We start from the raw sequence: 13,611 nt of genomic DNA, 5'->3' as shown, positions 1-13,611 counted from the left end.
GGCCGGCCACCCGCCCATGGCGCCCGGCCGCCTGACCTGCCCGTTCGTCAGCAGACGTCCGGCCTAGCTCCCGTCCGCCCGCTCCGCCTCCGGCACGACCGCGATCGGGCAGACGGCGTGCAGCAGTACGGCGTGCGCGACCGATCCGAGCCGGCGGCCGACGGGCAGCCGGCGGCGGTGCCGGGCGACCACGACGAGATCACTGGCCTTGGACGCCTCCACCAACTGCCCGGCGGCGTCCGCGTGCCGCAGTTCCACGTCGACGTCGATCTCCGGATGACGGGCGCGGTGCGGCGCGAGCGCGTCCACGAGCTGCGTGCCGAGCGCGTCCTCGTACTCCTGCTGCGAGGTCTCGTACGCCGCGACGAACTCGAACGCGGGCGGAATGATCAGCGGCCAGGTGTAGCCGGAGACGACCTTGAGCCGGGCTCCCGTCCGACTCGCCTCGGCGAACGCGAAGCCGATCGCGTCCGGTTCCTCGGAGGTCGCGTCCACCCCGAGCGTCACCTGCCGCACGGCCGGGTGCGCTCTCTCACCGTCCGGGCCACGCTCCGTCCCCGTACGGTCGGGACGCGGCACGATCACGACCGGGCAGGCCGACTGGGCGGCGCACGCCATGCCGTTGGAGCCGAGCAGCAGGCTCGCGAAGCCGCCACGGCCGCGCGAGCCCAAGACGACCAGCCGTGCCTCGTCGCCGAGCGCGGGCAGCATCGTGTCGGTCAGACCGCTCAGACCCCGGAACTCGACATCGGGCAGGCCGTCGATGACGGGATGCGCGCGCAGCGAGTCCAGTACGGGATCGCCGGTGCCCGCCTCGGCGGCGGCCGCCCGGGCCGCGGTGACGTACGGCCACACGTGCACCACCTGGAGGGGCGCCGACCGCAATCGTGCCGCGCGAGCCGCCCAACGCAACGCCCGCTCACTGTCCGGGGACCCGTCCACCGCGACAATGACCGGCTGGGTGTCCATACGCGCCTCCATACGACCCACCGTGCATGTTTTTGCACGGTTGCGTCCATCGTGCTCCCGCCCGGGCCGGGGGCGACAGGGGACGAAGGTCCCGTACGGGCCCGGTGGCAACACGGCGAGGGCCGCCCCGGCACGGACGAGGGCCCGCCCCGGCACGGAGTAGACCCGCCCCGGCACGGAGTAGAGTCGACCGTCATCACCCCGTCCCATCGCCCTTGCGGGCCGCCGCCGACGCGCTCCCCGGGCCGTCGGACAACCAGTCGGACAACCCTCCGCGGCGGCGCCCGGCAAGAAGGGTGCGAAAAGGGTGCGAACCACTAACGCGAGGCACATTTCGGTGAACTCTCCGCCGGTCGTCGAATGGACCGAAGCCGACCGGGCCCGGTCCGCCCGTTGGCACTCCGAGAACGGCGCCCCGCCGCCCCGCCGGATCGTCATCGCGGACGACCGGACGAAGGCCGACGACGCCTACAAGCTGGCCTGCGAGGGCACCGCCCTGCTGTGGCGCGGCGATTTCCACAACGCCCGCCAACTGCTGACCGCGATGGCCCGGCGCATCGACCGCCGCCCGCGCAAGGCGCCACCCGCCGACGTCACCCAGGCGTTCCACGTGCACCGCGCCGCCCAGAACCACCGCGCCCGCATCCTGGGCATGCTGCTGGTCCCCCTCGACGCCACCTACGCCGCCCCGCTGCACCGCGCCCCCGACGTCCGCGAGGCATGCACCCGGGCCTACGGCCCCCCGCCGGCCGCCTCCACCGCACCCACGGACGAGCCCACCGACGCGGCCACGGGCGCGGCCACGGACGCCTCGAACGCCCCAGGGGCCTCGGGTGGCGCCGCCTCCCCGGACGCCTCGGACACCGCCTACGTCGTCTCCCTCCGCGAACTGCTCGCCCTCATCGGCGCCAACGAATGGCGCAAGAAGGGCGTCGAGATCCCGGCTCTGGGCGGCGACCGCATCCATCCGCACTATGGCGTGTTCTCGCCGGCTCGTGGCGAATACGTCGACCTGGTCGCCGAGGCGCCGCTGCCTTCCCAGGAGCTGGCGTTCGACATCGGCACCGGAACCGGCGTACTGGCCGTGGTGCTCGCGCGCCGCGGTGTGCGACGGATCGTGGCCACCGACCAGGACCCGCGCGCGCTGGCGTGCGCCCGCGAGAACACCGAACGCCTGGGCGTCGCCGAGCAGGTGGAGGTCGTCGAGGCGGACCTTTTCCCGGCCGGCCGCGCCCCCCTGATCGTGTGCAACCCGCCGTGGGTCCCTGCCAAGCCGACCTCACCCGTGGAACACGCGGTGTACGACCCGGGCAACCGGATGCTGCACGGCTTCCTGAGCGGCCTGGCGGACCACCTGACACCGGGCGGCGAGGGCTGGCTGATCCTCTCCGACCTGGCCGAACACCTCGGACTGCGCCCGCACGAAGCCCTGCTGACGGCCTTCACGGACGCCGGCCTCACAGTCCTGGAGCGGCTCGACATCACCCCACGCCACCCACGCGCCCGCGACACCACCGACCCCCTCCACGTCGCCCGCGCCGCCGAAACCACCTCCCTCTGGCGCCTGGGCACCACCGGCTGACCTCCCGATGCGCCGACGTTCCGGCACATCGGGACGCCGGTATGTCGGGACGCCGGTATACCGGGATGCCGGTCTTCCGGGACGCCGGGTAATGCCGAGAAGCCGGCGCATCCGGGCTCCCGGCACATCGAGCTCCCCGCGCATCGGGGCGCCGACGTGCCGGACATGCAGGCCGCCACCTGACTTTGTTCGCCGACAGCCGCGACAAGCCCCCCGGCTCGACAAGGTCACCCCGCCCCGGTCGGGCACGATTGACGACACCATGACCCTCCCGGACCGCCCCCACCTCCCCGACCTCCCCGACCTCCCCAGCCAGCCCAACCGTCCCAACCTCGCCGGCCAGCCCAACCACCCCAACATTCCCAACCCTCCCCGCCTCTCCGACCTCCCCGCCCTCCTCTCCCGCGCCCGCCGGCTCGCCGCCACCGCGACTCCGGCGCGACGCCGCCTGCTCGGCATCACCGGCCCCCCGGGCGCCGGCAAGTCCACCCTCGCCGCCCACCTCACGGCGCGGTTGGCAGGACAGGCGGCACTCGTCCCGATGGACGGCTTCCACCTCGCCCAGGCGGAGCTGGACAGGCTGGGCCGTACGGACCGCAAGGGCGCGCCCGACACCTTCGACGCCGCCGGCTACGCGGCTCTCCTACGACGGCTGCGCTCCCCGGCCCCGGACAGCACCGTCTACGCCCCCGCCTTCGACCGCCGCCTTGAGGAACCGCTCGCCGGCAGCATCCCCGTGACGCCCGACCTCCCCCTCGTCATCACCGAAGGCAACTACCTCCTCCTCGACTCCGCCCCCTGGGTCCCCGTCCGCGCCCTACTGGACGAGATCTGGTACGTCGAACTGGACACCCCGGAACGGGTCCGCCGGCTGGTCGACCGCCACGAACGGTTCGGCCGCCCACGCCCCGACGCCGAACGCTTCGTACGCACCTCGGACGAGGCCAACGCCCGCGCCGTAGCGGCAACCCGGGACCGCGCCGACCTCCTCATCGCCTTCAGCCGCGAAGACGCCCCACCCCCACTGACCGACTGATCACCCACCCGCACCCGCTCCCCACTCACCCCCGGCCCACCCCCTAACTCCCCCGGATCGCCCGCTCCTTCCCCCGCCCCTTCCCCATCAACCCCACCAAGGACAGCGCGCCCCACCCCACCGACACCGCGACCGCCTTCGCCTTCCGGTCGCGATCGGGCAGCGTCATGCCGAGGAGCACGGCATCGCCGAAGTCCGCCGCGAGACGCACATACGCGGCGGTCCGCAGCGCGGGCCCGTCAGGCGCCAGCACCAACGCGAGCCCACTCGCCGCGTCCCGCCAAGCGAGCGGCCGCAGCGAGATCCGGGTGTCCCGCTCACTGCGCCCCTCCTCATTCACCAGCCCCGACGGCCGAGCCAACAAGTCGGGCCACACGGTCACCGCGACCCCGTAGACCGCCGTACCAACCCCCACCGCCCGCAAAAGCCCAACTCTCATCCGTCCCACACCACCCGTCCTCCCACCCGTACCCGACACACCGTCCCACTCCCCTCCCAACCACCGAAGCAGACCCTACCGACCAAAACCACACCATTAACCTGATATCACCCTCCATCCCCTCAACCCTCCTCACCTCACCCCCCGTCAATCCCCCACCTCAGAACCAACTCAAGCCCAACCCCCACCACCCACCGCCCAACGCGCCGAACACTCCCACCCCCAACTCATCCCAACCCCACCGCACTCCACCGCCGCAACCCCACCCCAACTCAACCAATGCCCACCCAAACCCCCTTCCCAAACGACATCATCGATGTCATTCTGACACCATGAGTGTCGTTGAGACGGATGCGGATGCGGATGCGGATGGCGGGAACGGCCAAGCCCCCACCGAAGACCTTCTGTACGGCGTCATCCGCCGCCTGTGGCCCCTCCACCGCACGGTCGTGCGCGCGGTGGAGCGCGAGCTGGCGGGCACGGGCATGACCGCCGGTGAACACGCCCTGCTGGACGCGCTGCGCGCCGAAGGCCCCCGCACCGTCCCGCAGTTGGCCAGGAGCCTGGGTCTCGACCGGCAGCCGGTGCAGCGCTGGGTGAATCACGCGGCGGAGCTCGGCCTGGTCGTCACGGCGCCGAATCCGGCACACCGCCGCTCCTCCCTGATCCGGCTGACCGCCGAGGGCGGCGAGGTGGTGCGCGGGATACAGGAGTGGGAGGCCGCGGAGCTGCGGCGCGGCCTGGCCGATCTCACCGCCGAGGACGTCAGCACCGCCGTGCGCGTACTCGACAGGCTGGGCGAGGAGTTCCGGCACCTGGCGAACGGCTCACGCGTTCCCCCGGAGGAAGCCGACAGTACGGACACCCCAGACACCCCGCCCGCCCCACCCCCCGCTCCACCACACCCCCCACGCTCCTCACACCCGCCCTACCCGCCACACCAAGGACGGCACGCAGAATGACCCACGGTTTCAGCGCCTGGTCCGAAATCGACAACGGCATCGTGCCGGTCGAAGACGGCGAGCTGTTCTACGAAACGGCCGGTTCGGGTCCCGCCGTGGTCCTGCTGCACGGTGGCATGCTCGACCAGCACATGTGGGACGAACAGTTCGCCTGGCTCGTGAACTCCGGCCTGCGCGCGATCCGTTACGACGCTCGCGGTCACGGCCTCTCCTCCACGGTCGCCGGGGACTACTCCCCCCACGACGACCTCGTGGCCCTCCTCGACGCTCTCGACGTCCCCAGCGCCGTCCTCGTCGGCCTCTCCCACGGCGCACGCGTCGCACTCGACACGGCCCTGGCCCACCCGGACCGGGTCACGGCTCTCGCACTGGCCTCACCGGGCATCAGCGGTCGCGCCTTCACCGACCCGTTCCTCCTGGCGCACATCAAGGAACAGGTAGCGGCGATCGGGGCTCCGGACGGCGTCGAGCGCTACGTCGAGCATTTCCTGCGCATGTGGGTGGACGGACCGCACCGCGAACCTTCCGCCGTCCACCCGGGGTTGCGCGAGCGCCTGCGCGCCTCCGCCGAGGCCAACGTCGAAGTCCACGCCGACGACCGGGGCACCGGAATTCCGCTGGAGGTGGGCGCGGCCTCCCGTCTCGGCGAAATACGGGTACCGACCGTCGTCTTCGACGGCGACCTCGACAGCAGCGACATATCCGCCAACGCCCACGCCCTCGCACTCGCCGTCCCGGGCGCCCGAAGAGTCCGCATACCGGGCGCCGCCCACATGGTCAATCTGGAGAACACCGCCCACTTCGACCAGGAACTCCACACCTTCCTGTCGTCCCTGCCCTACTGACCCGCCCCGCCCCCGCAGCCCTCCCACCTGCGCCCCTGCCCTCTCCCTCTCCCCCTCCCTCTCCCCCTTGCCAGCTAGAGTGGTCGGGCCGTGGTGTTCGGGAAGACCGGTGACGGACCTTGGGTCCCAGGCCGGAGCGGCCCTCGCCACTGTGATCGGGGAGTTTCCGGCCCTTCTCCGTATGCGCACGGCGCGCGTACGGCGCCACTGACCGCAGCCCGCGGCCGGGAAGGCGGGCCGGACGCGGCCACCCGTAAGCCAGGAGACCGGCCACGGCATCTCACGAACTGATCCACGAGGTGCTGGAGCGTGACCGCCGGATGGCCCTGCCCACCGATACCCGAACCGTCCCTGCCCCCACGGCGGCCACGCCGTTCCGCTGGCGCCGGCAGGACACCGTCCGTACCGCCGGCCTGATGGCCGTCATAGCCGGCCTGCACGTCGTCGCCTTCGGCGTGCTCTTCCTCCTCGTCGTCCCGGGCCACTACGCCGTGGGAACCCAGGCGTTCGGCGTCGGGCTCGGCGTCACCGCGTACACCCTCGGCATGCGGCACGCCTTCGACGCCGACCACATCGCCGCGATCGACAACACCACCCGCAAGCTGATGGCCGACGGCAAGCGACCCATCTCGGTGGGTTTCTGGTTCGCCCTCGGCCACTCCAGCGTCGTCGTGGTGATGGCCGCGCTGGTGGCGGGCGGGGCCCAACTCGCCGGCACGCTGCTCAACGACTCCTCACGCACCCACCAAATTCTGGGCACGGTCGGCACGACCGTCTCCGGTACGTTCCTCTACCTCATCGCCGCGCTCAACCTCGTCGCCCTGGCCGGCATCTGGCGGGTCTTCCGCGGCATGCGCGACGGCCGCTTCGACGAGAGCGAGCTGGAGCAGCAACTCGACTCCCGCGGCTTCATGAACCGCGTCCTGGGACGGTTCACCCGGTCGATCTCCCGTCCCGGCCAGATGTTCCCGCTCGGCTTTCTCTTCGGGCTCGGTTTCGACACCGCCACCGAAGTGACGCTGATGGTGATGGCGGGCAGCGGCGCCGCGGCCGGCCTCCCCTGGTACGCCGTCCTGTGCCTGCCCCTGCTGTTCGCCGCCGGAATGAGCCTCTTCGACACCCTCGACGGCACGTTCATGAACTTCGCCTACCAGTGGGCGTTCTCCAACCCGGTGCGGAAGGTCTTCTACAACCTCACCATCACCGGCCTGTCGATCGCCGTCGCCTTCTTCATCGGCACCATCGAGCTGGTAACCGTCCTGCACGACAAGCTCGCCCTCAACGACCCGCTGACCACCTGGATTTCCGCCCTCGACCTCGACAACGTCGGCTTCGTCATCGTCGGCCTCTTCGTAATCGTCTGGGCCGCGGCCCTCACCTACTGGCACCTGGCCAACGTCGAAAAACGCTGGTCGGCCCGCACCGGCCCGAGCGAACCGTAAACCGGTGGAACCCCAGCCCATACCTCACGGCCCGCCCGTCGAGCCGTCCCCACGTCGAAGAGCCCTCGACGACACCCTGAGCGCACACGCTCCCCGCACGGCCCCCGACTCATCGGTCACCGATCACCGATCACCAAGAAGTCGATCTCCAAAACCACCCGACCGCGAAAAGACCCCGCGCCTTGATCGCTACAGGGTCTTTTGCGTGCTGGGGCAACGGGGGCAAAGACGGACTTGAACCGCCGACATCTGCTTTGCAAGAGCTGTTAATCACCATGGCTCGACTGGAGAATCACGATGTCACCGTTCGCCCAGGCCAAAGCCGCATTCTGTCCCCCACCCGCCCCCGGATAGGGATGCACTGACTCGCGCACGGCTGCTCGCGTATCAGGCCCAGGCTGCGAGGAGGTCCTCGGGGAGGAGGTGAGGATCCCGTTGACTGTCCCACCGCTGCGGGTGACGGCGAGCAGGGGGGTGTCATCGTCGGCGCCGGGGAGTTGGGAGCGGTGGGTGATGAGCCGGGAGAGGTCGCGGTGGTCGAAGGGCTTGTTCTCCAGCCATTTGATTGACCCAGCGAAGGTGATGTTCTTGGCGATGGGCGAGCAATCCGCGCCGATGAGGTCGATCTCCGGGTCGTTGGTGCGGGTCCAGTAGCCGCCGACAACGTTGGTGCCTTCCGGGAGCCGGTCGTCGGCCAGGCGCCAGAGGGCTTCGCGGATGACGGGTTCGATGGCCCGGCCGCGCCAGGATGTCCAACTGGTGCGGATGGAGTCGAGGACGCGGTCGCCCCGCCCGCGTTCGACGGCGGGGATGCCGGGTCCGATGAAGGAGAGCCAGAAGCGCAGGTAGGGGTCGTCGATGCGGTAGCGGGTCTCGCGGCTGGGCTTGGTGGACAGGGGCAGATCGGCTGCGACCATGCGGCGTGTGGTGAGCAGCTCCAGGGAGCGTTTTACGGAGCCGGGGTTGAGGTCACCGGCTGCCCGGCCGATGAGGGTGAAGGTACGTTCGCCGTGGCCGATGACACCGAGCACGGTGCGGGCCTGCGCCTCGGTGGGGAATTCGGCGGCGAGGGCGCGCTCGCCGCTGACGAGCAGGGCCGAGGTGGGCTTGCGCAGGGCCTGCTGCAGGTAGTCCCAGAGGCCGGCGCCGTGCGGCCATTCCTCCAGGATCAGGGGGAGTCCGCCAGAGATCAGATAGGCGTCGAAGGCGTCGGCCGGAGGCAGGTCGAGCGTGGTGGCAACGTCGCGAGGGGTGAGCGGGGGAACGACCATCTCGGTGCCGCGCTGGTAAAAGGGCCGTCCGTAGGTGTTGAGCTTCTCCATCATGGCGATGTCAGAGCCGACGAGGATGAGCAGCACGGGCAGCTTGGACAAGGTCCGGTCGAACGCCTTCTGCAGTGCGCCCTCGAAGCTGGGGTCCTCGCGTACGAGGTAAGGCATCTCGTCGAGGACGACCACGCTGGGTGCATCGGTGGGCAGGGCGGAGGCGCTCTGTACCTTGGAAGGCACATTCCTCGATCTTTGAGACTCGGGTCACCCGACGAGTGATTGCATGGCGAATCGAATGTAAGTTCCCATGATCCGGGCACCCGCATTGCGGTGGCCCGCACGGTGCGCCGGGTGGTAGCTGGAGGCGCCACCTTCATTGCTACCCGGCGCTCAGAGCCCCCTCCCGTTCGCGGGAGGGGGCTCACTGCTATTGGGCACCTGACGTGCAGTTACGCGGACAGCCCTGGGAGATATTTGGGAGACGGGGACCGGCGTTCAGACCGTACGCAGAAGGTTGGAGACCGTGCTCACAGGGGGACCGCAAAGGGAAAGCCCAGGCCGAGGAACTCCCTGACCTGGGCTTTCGCCGCCATTCACGCTGGCGGGAAGGGTGGGCACAGACGGATTTGAACCGCCGACATCTGCTTTGTAAGAGCAGCGCTCTACCGCTGAGCTATGCGCCCTGGACGAGTCGACAGACTACCTTGCCACCGGGGCTGAACTGCAAACGAGTGCGCGAAGTGCGAACTTACCGGCCGGTGTGTTCGTTTCTCCCAGGTGGGAGAATGACAGTCGGTTCTGGGGCGATCCGATCGGGAGAGGGATGTGACGGCGACACACAGGCAGCCGCACGAGCAGCGAGCACGCCGTCGCCCCCCTGGGGGACCGGTCCGGGATGTGATGGCGCTCGTGTTGCTGCCGTTGCCGTTGGTGGTGGCGATGGTGCCGATGGCGTTCGCGGGTGGGGGGACGCGGCGATGGTTCGGGCGTGGGGAGGGGCAGCGGGCCGACGCGCAGGTGGCGAAGGATGCCGCGGCCGCGGCGTTCTACGAGTTGGACACCGCGCAGCGGGATCTGCGGATCTCGATCGAGACGATCACGGCGGTCGACAGTTCGCCGTCCGCGCGGCGGGCCGCGGAGGAGTACGAGGGGTTCGGCCGGCGGATCGACGAGGTCAGCCAGACGTATATCACCGCCGTCGACTCCCATGATCTGGACCGGGACGACCTGGACGCCGCCGCGGCATCCCGGGCGCGGTCGGATCTCACGCGGGCCAAGGATGAGCTGGAGGGCGTCAAGCGAGAGCTCGACCGCTTCGCGCAGGGGCTGGGGCCGTTGCTGCGGAGCGCGGAGAGCCAGTTGGAGCGGCTGGCACCGGCGGTGGAGCGGGCTCGTCAGATGCTGCTGGCGGCGAGCAACGCGCTCGACGCCGTACGGGCGCGCGGGCTGAAGGCCGACGATCTCGCGGCTCGGCTGGCGGCGCTCGGGCCGGAGCTGACCAAGCTCAATCAGGGTGCCGGGCAGCACGGCGTACAGGAGACGATCCGGCGGGCCGACGAGGTGCTGCGCAAGGCCGAGGACATACGGCGCGAGGCCGAGCGGCTGCCGGAGACGGCGGCGGAGATCGACAAGCGGCTGGTGTCGCTGCGGACGCGCGCCCAGGCGATCACGACCCGTGCCGCGAAGGTCGACCCGGTGCTCAGTGAGCTGCGGCGGCGTTACAGCGCGGCGTGCTGGCAGGACCTTCAGCACGTGCCGGACGAGGCCGCGCGGTCCGTCCAGCAGGCGGAAACCAAGTTGCGCGAGGCTCAGCAGGCCCGGGACGAGCAGCGCTGGGCGGATGCCACGAGCCGTCTGGCGACGGTGCGGGCGCTGCTGAACACCACCGATGAGGCGGTGTCGGCCGCCGGTGACCGTCTGCAGCGGCTCGATTCCGTGTCGTTCGACCGGCAGAAGGAGGTCGACCGGACCCGTTTCGCCGTGCGGGACGCGCAGCGGTTGGCGATGGCCGGGCGCAGCACGCCCGATCCGCGTCACGCCGGGCCCCTGGACGAGGCGGTGGCGCGGCTGGACCGCGCGGTGGCGGGCCTGGAGGGGCGGCATCCGGACTGGTGGCACTTCCTGACGGAGATGGAGGCGGTCCGGCAGACGGCGGCCCGGGTGGTGCAGGAGATCCGGGAGGCGCGGGGCGGCGCCAGCGGCTGAGCGGCGGCAGGCGGGGCGCCGCCCGGGTCGTCCCCGCGTCGCGATGCGGGGGGCCGCGCCTGGGCGGATGCTGGAGATGAGTACGGCCGAGACGGCATCTCTGCACGCTGTTCTGTCACAGGAGGCCGAATATGGCTACCGGTGCACCTGGCCTGCGCGGGCCCTCCAACCTTTTCCGCAAGGGCAAGCTGCGGCACATCCGGCTCGATGAACACCTGCCCGTCGACCACCGGCTCAGCCGGGTCTACCGGATCGGCGCGGGGCTCATGGGGCTGGTGCTCGTCGCGTTCGGGATTCTCGGGCTCGTCAACAAGATCGGCTTCTTCGATACCGGCGGCGACACGGTCGCGGGACTGAACACCAACGGGGCGCTGAGCGTCCTCTCGATCGTCATCGGGGGGATCCTGTTCGGCGGCATGGTGATCGGCGGGAACTTCGCCTCGACGCTCAACATCGTCGTGGGCATCGGCTTCCTGCTGAGCGGCTTCGCCAATCTGGCGCTGCTGCGGACCGACGCGAACTTCCTCGCGTTCAAGATGCAGAACGTGCTGTTCAGCTTCCTGGTGGGGCTGATGCTGCTGGTGTTCGGCATGTACGGACGGGTCAGCGGCGGCCTGCCGCACAACAACCCGTACTGGCGCGCCCGGCATCCCGAGCAGGCGGAGGGCCGGCCCCGCCGGGAGCCGCACCCCGCGGTGCTGGCGGCCCGCCGGGCCGCGGTCAAGGACCTCAAGGGGCCCGAGGGGGCCGGTGTGGGCATCAGCAGCAGCCCGAGCTCCGATCAGCGCGGCCGGGGCGAACCCAGCGGTGGGGCCGCGCGGCGGAGGGCCGGCGCCGGGGGCCGGGCGGACGGCCGGGTGGACGGCCGGGGGTAGGCCCATCGCCCCAACGGGGGATCCGGGGGACTACCGTCACCGAGCAGGGGAAACGGCATGAGGCAGTCGGGGCACGCGGCCTCCTTCGAGGGGCGCGGGGCGTCCAGGGGCGTGACCAGTGAGGCCGTCGAAGCGCTCGCGAAGCGGATCCTCGACGGCACCTACGGCGAGGGCGACAAGCTCCGGCTGTCGGAGCTGATGGAGGAGCTGGGCGTCAGCCAGACCGTGCTGCGCGAGGCGATCAAGGTGCTGACCACCAAGGGGCTCCTCGACGCCCACCAGAGGGACGGCACCTTCGTCCGTCGTCGGGCGGAGTGGAACCTCCTGGACGCCGACGTGCTGCGCTGGAAACTCGCCGTCGGCGCGTCGTCCGACTTCTTCGCCGACGCGCTCGAACTGCGCCGTTCCATCGAACCCGCCGCGGCCGCGCTCGCCGCGGAGCGCCGTACCGACGACGATCTCGCGGCGCTCGACGCCGCGCTGAAGGCGATGGCCACGGCCGCGAACGATCCCGTGCTGCTCGTCCGTGCCGACGCGTCCTTCCATACGGCGATGCTGATGGCGTCGAACAACCGCTTCTACGCGCAGATGTACCGGATCATCGTGCCGGTGATCATCGAGCGGTACCGGGCGGTGCATCCGGGCGGCGATGTCGGGTCTCCGTACGTGGCGCATGCCGAGGTGGTCGAGGCGGTGCGTGAGGGGGACGTCGACGACGCGTACATGGCGATGCTCGAACTGCTGGACAGATCGGCGGGCGAACAGGCGGGCGAACAGGGGGGCGAGTCGGAGAGCAAGGAGGGGGGCGGGGCTCCGTAGCCCTGGCCCTGCGGGCACTGGCGTGCGGACATCGGCGTGCGCGCATTGGCGTCCGCCCGCCGGCGTCACCGTTAATCTGTGGCCATGCCTCGTTACGAATACCGGTGCCGCCCCTGTGGCGCCACCTTTGAGCTGAACCGGCCGATGGCCGAGTCCGCCGCGCCCGCCGTGTGCCCCGAGGGCCATGAGGACACCGTGAAGCTCCTGTCGACGGTCGCCGTCGGCGGTTCCGCGACCGCGCCGGCCGCTCCCAGCGGCGGGGGTGGCGGCGGCTGCTGCGGGGGCGGCTGCTGCGGCTAGCCGGTGTCCCGGCCCGGGAGTGCGCCGCTGACGCCGCCCGGGCCGCGAACCCCGCGGCTACACCGCCGCGCACCCCCGCCGCCCGGCCGTCCTAGCGCTTGCGCGCCACCGTCACGCCATCCGCCACGGTGAGCATGACCGCCTCCATGCGCGCGTCGGCCATGACATGGTCGTTGAACTCTCTGATCGCCCGGGCCGACCCCGTCGCCCCCGGGTCGATGACCTCACCGCGGTAGAGCACGTTGTCCGCGACGAGCAGGCCGCCGGTCCGCAGCCGGGGCACCAGCTCCTCCCAGTAGCCGATGTAGCCGGCCTTGTCCGCGTCGACGTAGGCGAGGTCGAGGTGCGGTTCGGCGGGCAGCGCGCGGAGCGTGTCGAGGGCGGGCGCGATCCGCAGGTCGATACGGTCCGCGACACCGGCCTTCGCCCATGCCTCGCGGCCGTACGCGGTCCACTCCTCCGACACGTCGCAGGCGATCAACGTGCCGTCGGCGGGCAGCGCCTGAGCCATGGACAGCGCCGAGAAGCCGGTGAACGTCCCGACCTCGACCACGCGCCGGGCGCCGATCAGCCGGACGAGGAAGGCGAGCAGCGGCCCCTGGTCCTGGGCCGACTGCATGCCCGCCACCTCGGGAAACCGCTCGCGCGTGATCTCCACGAGGCTTCGCTGGACGGGATCCAGCGGCGGATTGTGGGCGAGGACGTAGGCGTACAGCTCGGGCGTGAGGGGCGCGCTCTTGGGCTCGGTCACTGGCTCTCCTCTGGGCTTCCTGGACAGCGATTCCGGCCGCTCCCGGAGGGCGCGGCCAACCGTTCGGCGAGACTAGCCGAACGGCGGGGGCCGGGCCGCGATGCGACGCCTTCAACGC

12 protein-coding genes, 2 tRNA genes, 1 pseudogene and 1 riboswitch are annotated in these 13,611 nt (G+C 70.9%); of the genes and pseudogenes, 9 read left to right on the top strand and 6 right to left on the bottom strand.

The window, feature by feature from the left end; genetic code table 11:
* Positions 1–63: 63 nt before the first annotated feature.
* Positions 64–969, bottom strand: coding sequence for a universal stress protein (locus ACZ45Z_RS06755; RefSeq protein ID WP_468357133.1), 906 nt, complete (start codon positions 967–969; stop codon positions 64–66).
* A gap of 337 nt (positions 970–1,306) precedes the next feature.
* On the opposite strand from ACZ45Z_RS06755, the gene ACZ45Z_RS06750 reads away from it, so the two are divergent.
* Complete coding sequence (locus tag ACZ45Z_RS06750; RefSeq protein WP_468357130.1) at positions 1,307–2,551, top strand: 50S ribosomal protein L11 methyltransferase; 1,245 nt, start codon at positions 1,307–1,309, stop codon at positions 2,549–2,551.
* Between the two features lie 262 nt (positions 2,552–2,813).
* Positions 2,814–3,587 carry a nucleoside/nucleotide kinase family protein gene (locus ACZ45Z_RS06745; RefSeq protein ID WP_468357127.1) on the top strand — a complete coding sequence of 258 codons (774 nt, stop codon included), beginning with the start codon at positions 2,814–2,816 and terminating at the stop codon, positions 3,585–3,587.
* 43 nt (positions 3,588–3,630) lie between these two features.
* Here ACZ45Z_RS06745 and ACZ45Z_RS06740 read toward each other — a convergent pair whose 3' ends face one another.
* On the bottom strand, positions 3,631–4,026 hold the full coding sequence (locus ACZ45Z_RS06740; RefSeq protein WP_468357124.1) for a hypothetical protein: 396 nt from the start codon (positions 4,024–4,026) through the stop codon (positions 3,631–3,633).
* A gap of 332 nt (positions 4,027–4,358) precedes the next feature.
* On the opposite strand from ACZ45Z_RS06740, the gene ACZ45Z_RS06735 reads away from it, so the two are divergent.
* The 3 genes from ACZ45Z_RS06735 to nicT all read left to right on the top strand — a co-directional run bounded on the left by ACZ45Z_RS06735 (position 4,359) and on the right by nicT (position 7,275).
* Positions 4,359–4,988: a MarR family winged helix-turn-helix transcriptional regulator gene (locus ACZ45Z_RS06735; protein WP_468357121.1), complete on the top strand. Its 630-nt coding sequence runs from the start codon at positions 4,359–4,361 to the stop codon at positions 4,986–4,988.
* Positions 4,985–5,833 (top strand): alpha/beta fold hydrolase, encoded by an 849-nt coding sequence (locus ACZ45Z_RS06730; protein WP_468357119.1) that lies wholly within the window; start codon positions 4,985–4,987, stop codon positions 5,831–5,833. The genes ACZ45Z_RS06735 and ACZ45Z_RS06730 overlap by 4 nt, the downstream gene beginning before the upstream one ends.
* Positions 5,834–5,907: 74 nt before the next feature.
* Positions 5,908–6,122, top strand: a riboswitch (cobalamin riboswitch).
* Positions 6,123–6,153: 31 nt separating this feature from the next.
* A complete protein-coding gene (gene nicT, locus ACZ45Z_RS06725; RefSeq protein WP_468357417.1) occupies positions 6,154–7,275 on the top strand; it encodes a Nickel transporter NicT in 1,122 nt (373 codons plus the stop codon).
* Positions 7,276–7,494: 219 nt separating this feature from the next.
* Here nicT and ACZ45Z_RS06720 read toward each other — a convergent pair.
* The 3 genes and pseudogenes from ACZ45Z_RS06720 to ACZ45Z_RS06710 all read right to left on the bottom strand — a co-directional run bounded on the left by ACZ45Z_RS06720 (position 7,495) and on the right by ACZ45Z_RS06710 (position 9,226).
* Positions 7,495–7,588 (bottom strand) — tRNA-OTHER (locus tag ACZ45Z_RS06720).
* Between the two features lie 74 nt (positions 7,589–7,662).
* Positions 7,663–8,762: pseudogene (locus tag ACZ45Z_RS06715) on the bottom strand (ATP-binding protein); the annotation flags it as partial.
* A 392-nt stretch (positions 8,763–9,154) separates the two neighbouring features.
* Positions 9,155–9,226 (bottom strand) — tRNA-Val (locus ACZ45Z_RS06710).
* 142 nt (positions 9,227–9,368) lie between these two features.
* On the opposite strand from ACZ45Z_RS06710, the gene ACZ45Z_RS06705 reads away from it, so the two are divergent.
* From ACZ45Z_RS06705 to ACZ45Z_RS06690, 4 genes are all read left to right on the top strand, one after another.
* Entirely contained in the window at positions 9,369–10,748 is a 1,380-nt protein-coding gene (locus tag ACZ45Z_RS06705; protein WP_468357116.1) for a hypothetical protein, read from the top strand.
* Between the two features lie 131 nt (positions 10,749–10,879).
* Complete coding sequence (locus ACZ45Z_RS06700) at positions 10,880–11,623, top strand: DUF4383 domain-containing protein (protein ID WP_468357113.1); 744 nt, start codon at positions 10,880–10,882, stop codon at positions 11,621–11,623.
* 57 nt (positions 11,624–11,680) lie between these two features.
* Positions 11,681–12,442, top strand: coding sequence for a FadR/GntR family transcriptional regulator (locus ACZ45Z_RS06695; RefSeq protein ID WP_468357110.1), 762 nt, complete (start codon positions 11,681–11,683; stop codon positions 12,440–12,442).
* Between the two features lie 84 nt (positions 12,443–12,526).
* Positions 12,527–12,742 carry an FmdB family zinc ribbon protein gene (locus tag ACZ45Z_RS06690; RefSeq protein WP_468357107.1) on the top strand — a complete coding sequence of 72 codons (216 nt, stop codon included), beginning with the start codon at positions 12,527–12,529 and terminating at the stop codon, positions 12,740–12,742.
* Positions 12,743–12,833: 91 nt separating this feature from the next.
* On the opposite strand, the gene ACZ45Z_RS06685 is transcribed toward ACZ45Z_RS06690, so the two are convergent.
* Positions 12,834–13,493, bottom strand: coding sequence for an O-methyltransferase (locus ACZ45Z_RS06685; protein ID WP_468357104.1), 660 nt, complete (start codon positions 13,491–13,493; stop codon positions 12,834–12,836).
* Positions 13,494–13,611: the final 118 nt, after the last annotated feature.

This window comes from Streptomyces sp. NPDC031210 (genome assembly GCF_055570395.1).
Note: the sequence above shows the minus strand (reverse complement) of the source record. Positions and strands in the feature narration are given on the sequence as shown.

Coding starts and splice junctions, on each gene's coding strand:
- ACZ45Z_RS06755 (WP_468357133.1), bottom strand. CDS start 969: ATGGACACCCAGCCGGTCATTGTCGCGGTGGACGGGTCCCCGGACAGT.
- ACZ45Z_RS06745 (WP_468357127.1), top strand. CDS start 2,814: ATGACCCTCCCGGACCGCCCCCACCTCCCCGACCTCCCCGACCTCCCC.
- ACZ45Z_RS06740 (WP_468357124.1), bottom strand. CDS start 4,026: ATGAGAGTTGGGCTTTTGCGGGCGGTGGGGGTTGGTACGGCGGTCTAC.
- ACZ45Z_RS06735 (WP_468357121.1), top strand. CDS start 4,359: ATGAGTGTCGTTGAGACGGATGCGGATGCGGATGCGGATGGCGGGAAC.
- ACZ45Z_RS06730 (WP_468357119.1), top strand. CDS start 4,985: ATGACCCACGGTTTCAGCGCCTGGTCCGAAATCGACAACGGCATCGTG.
- nicT (WP_468357417.1), top strand. CDS start 6,154: ATGGCCCTGCCCACCGATACCCGAACCGTCCCTGCCCCCACGGCGGCC.
- ACZ45Z_RS06700 (WP_468357113.1), top strand. CDS start 10,880: ATGGCTACCGGTGCACCTGGCCTGCGCGGGCCCTCCAACCTTTTCCGC.
- ACZ45Z_RS06695 (WP_468357110.1), top strand. CDS start 11,681: ATGAGGCAGTCGGGGCACGCGGCCTCCTTCGAGGGGCGCGGGGCGTCC.
- ACZ45Z_RS06690 (WP_468357107.1), top strand. CDS start 12,527: ATGCCTCGTTACGAATACCGGTGCCGCCCCTGTGGCGCCACCTTTGAG.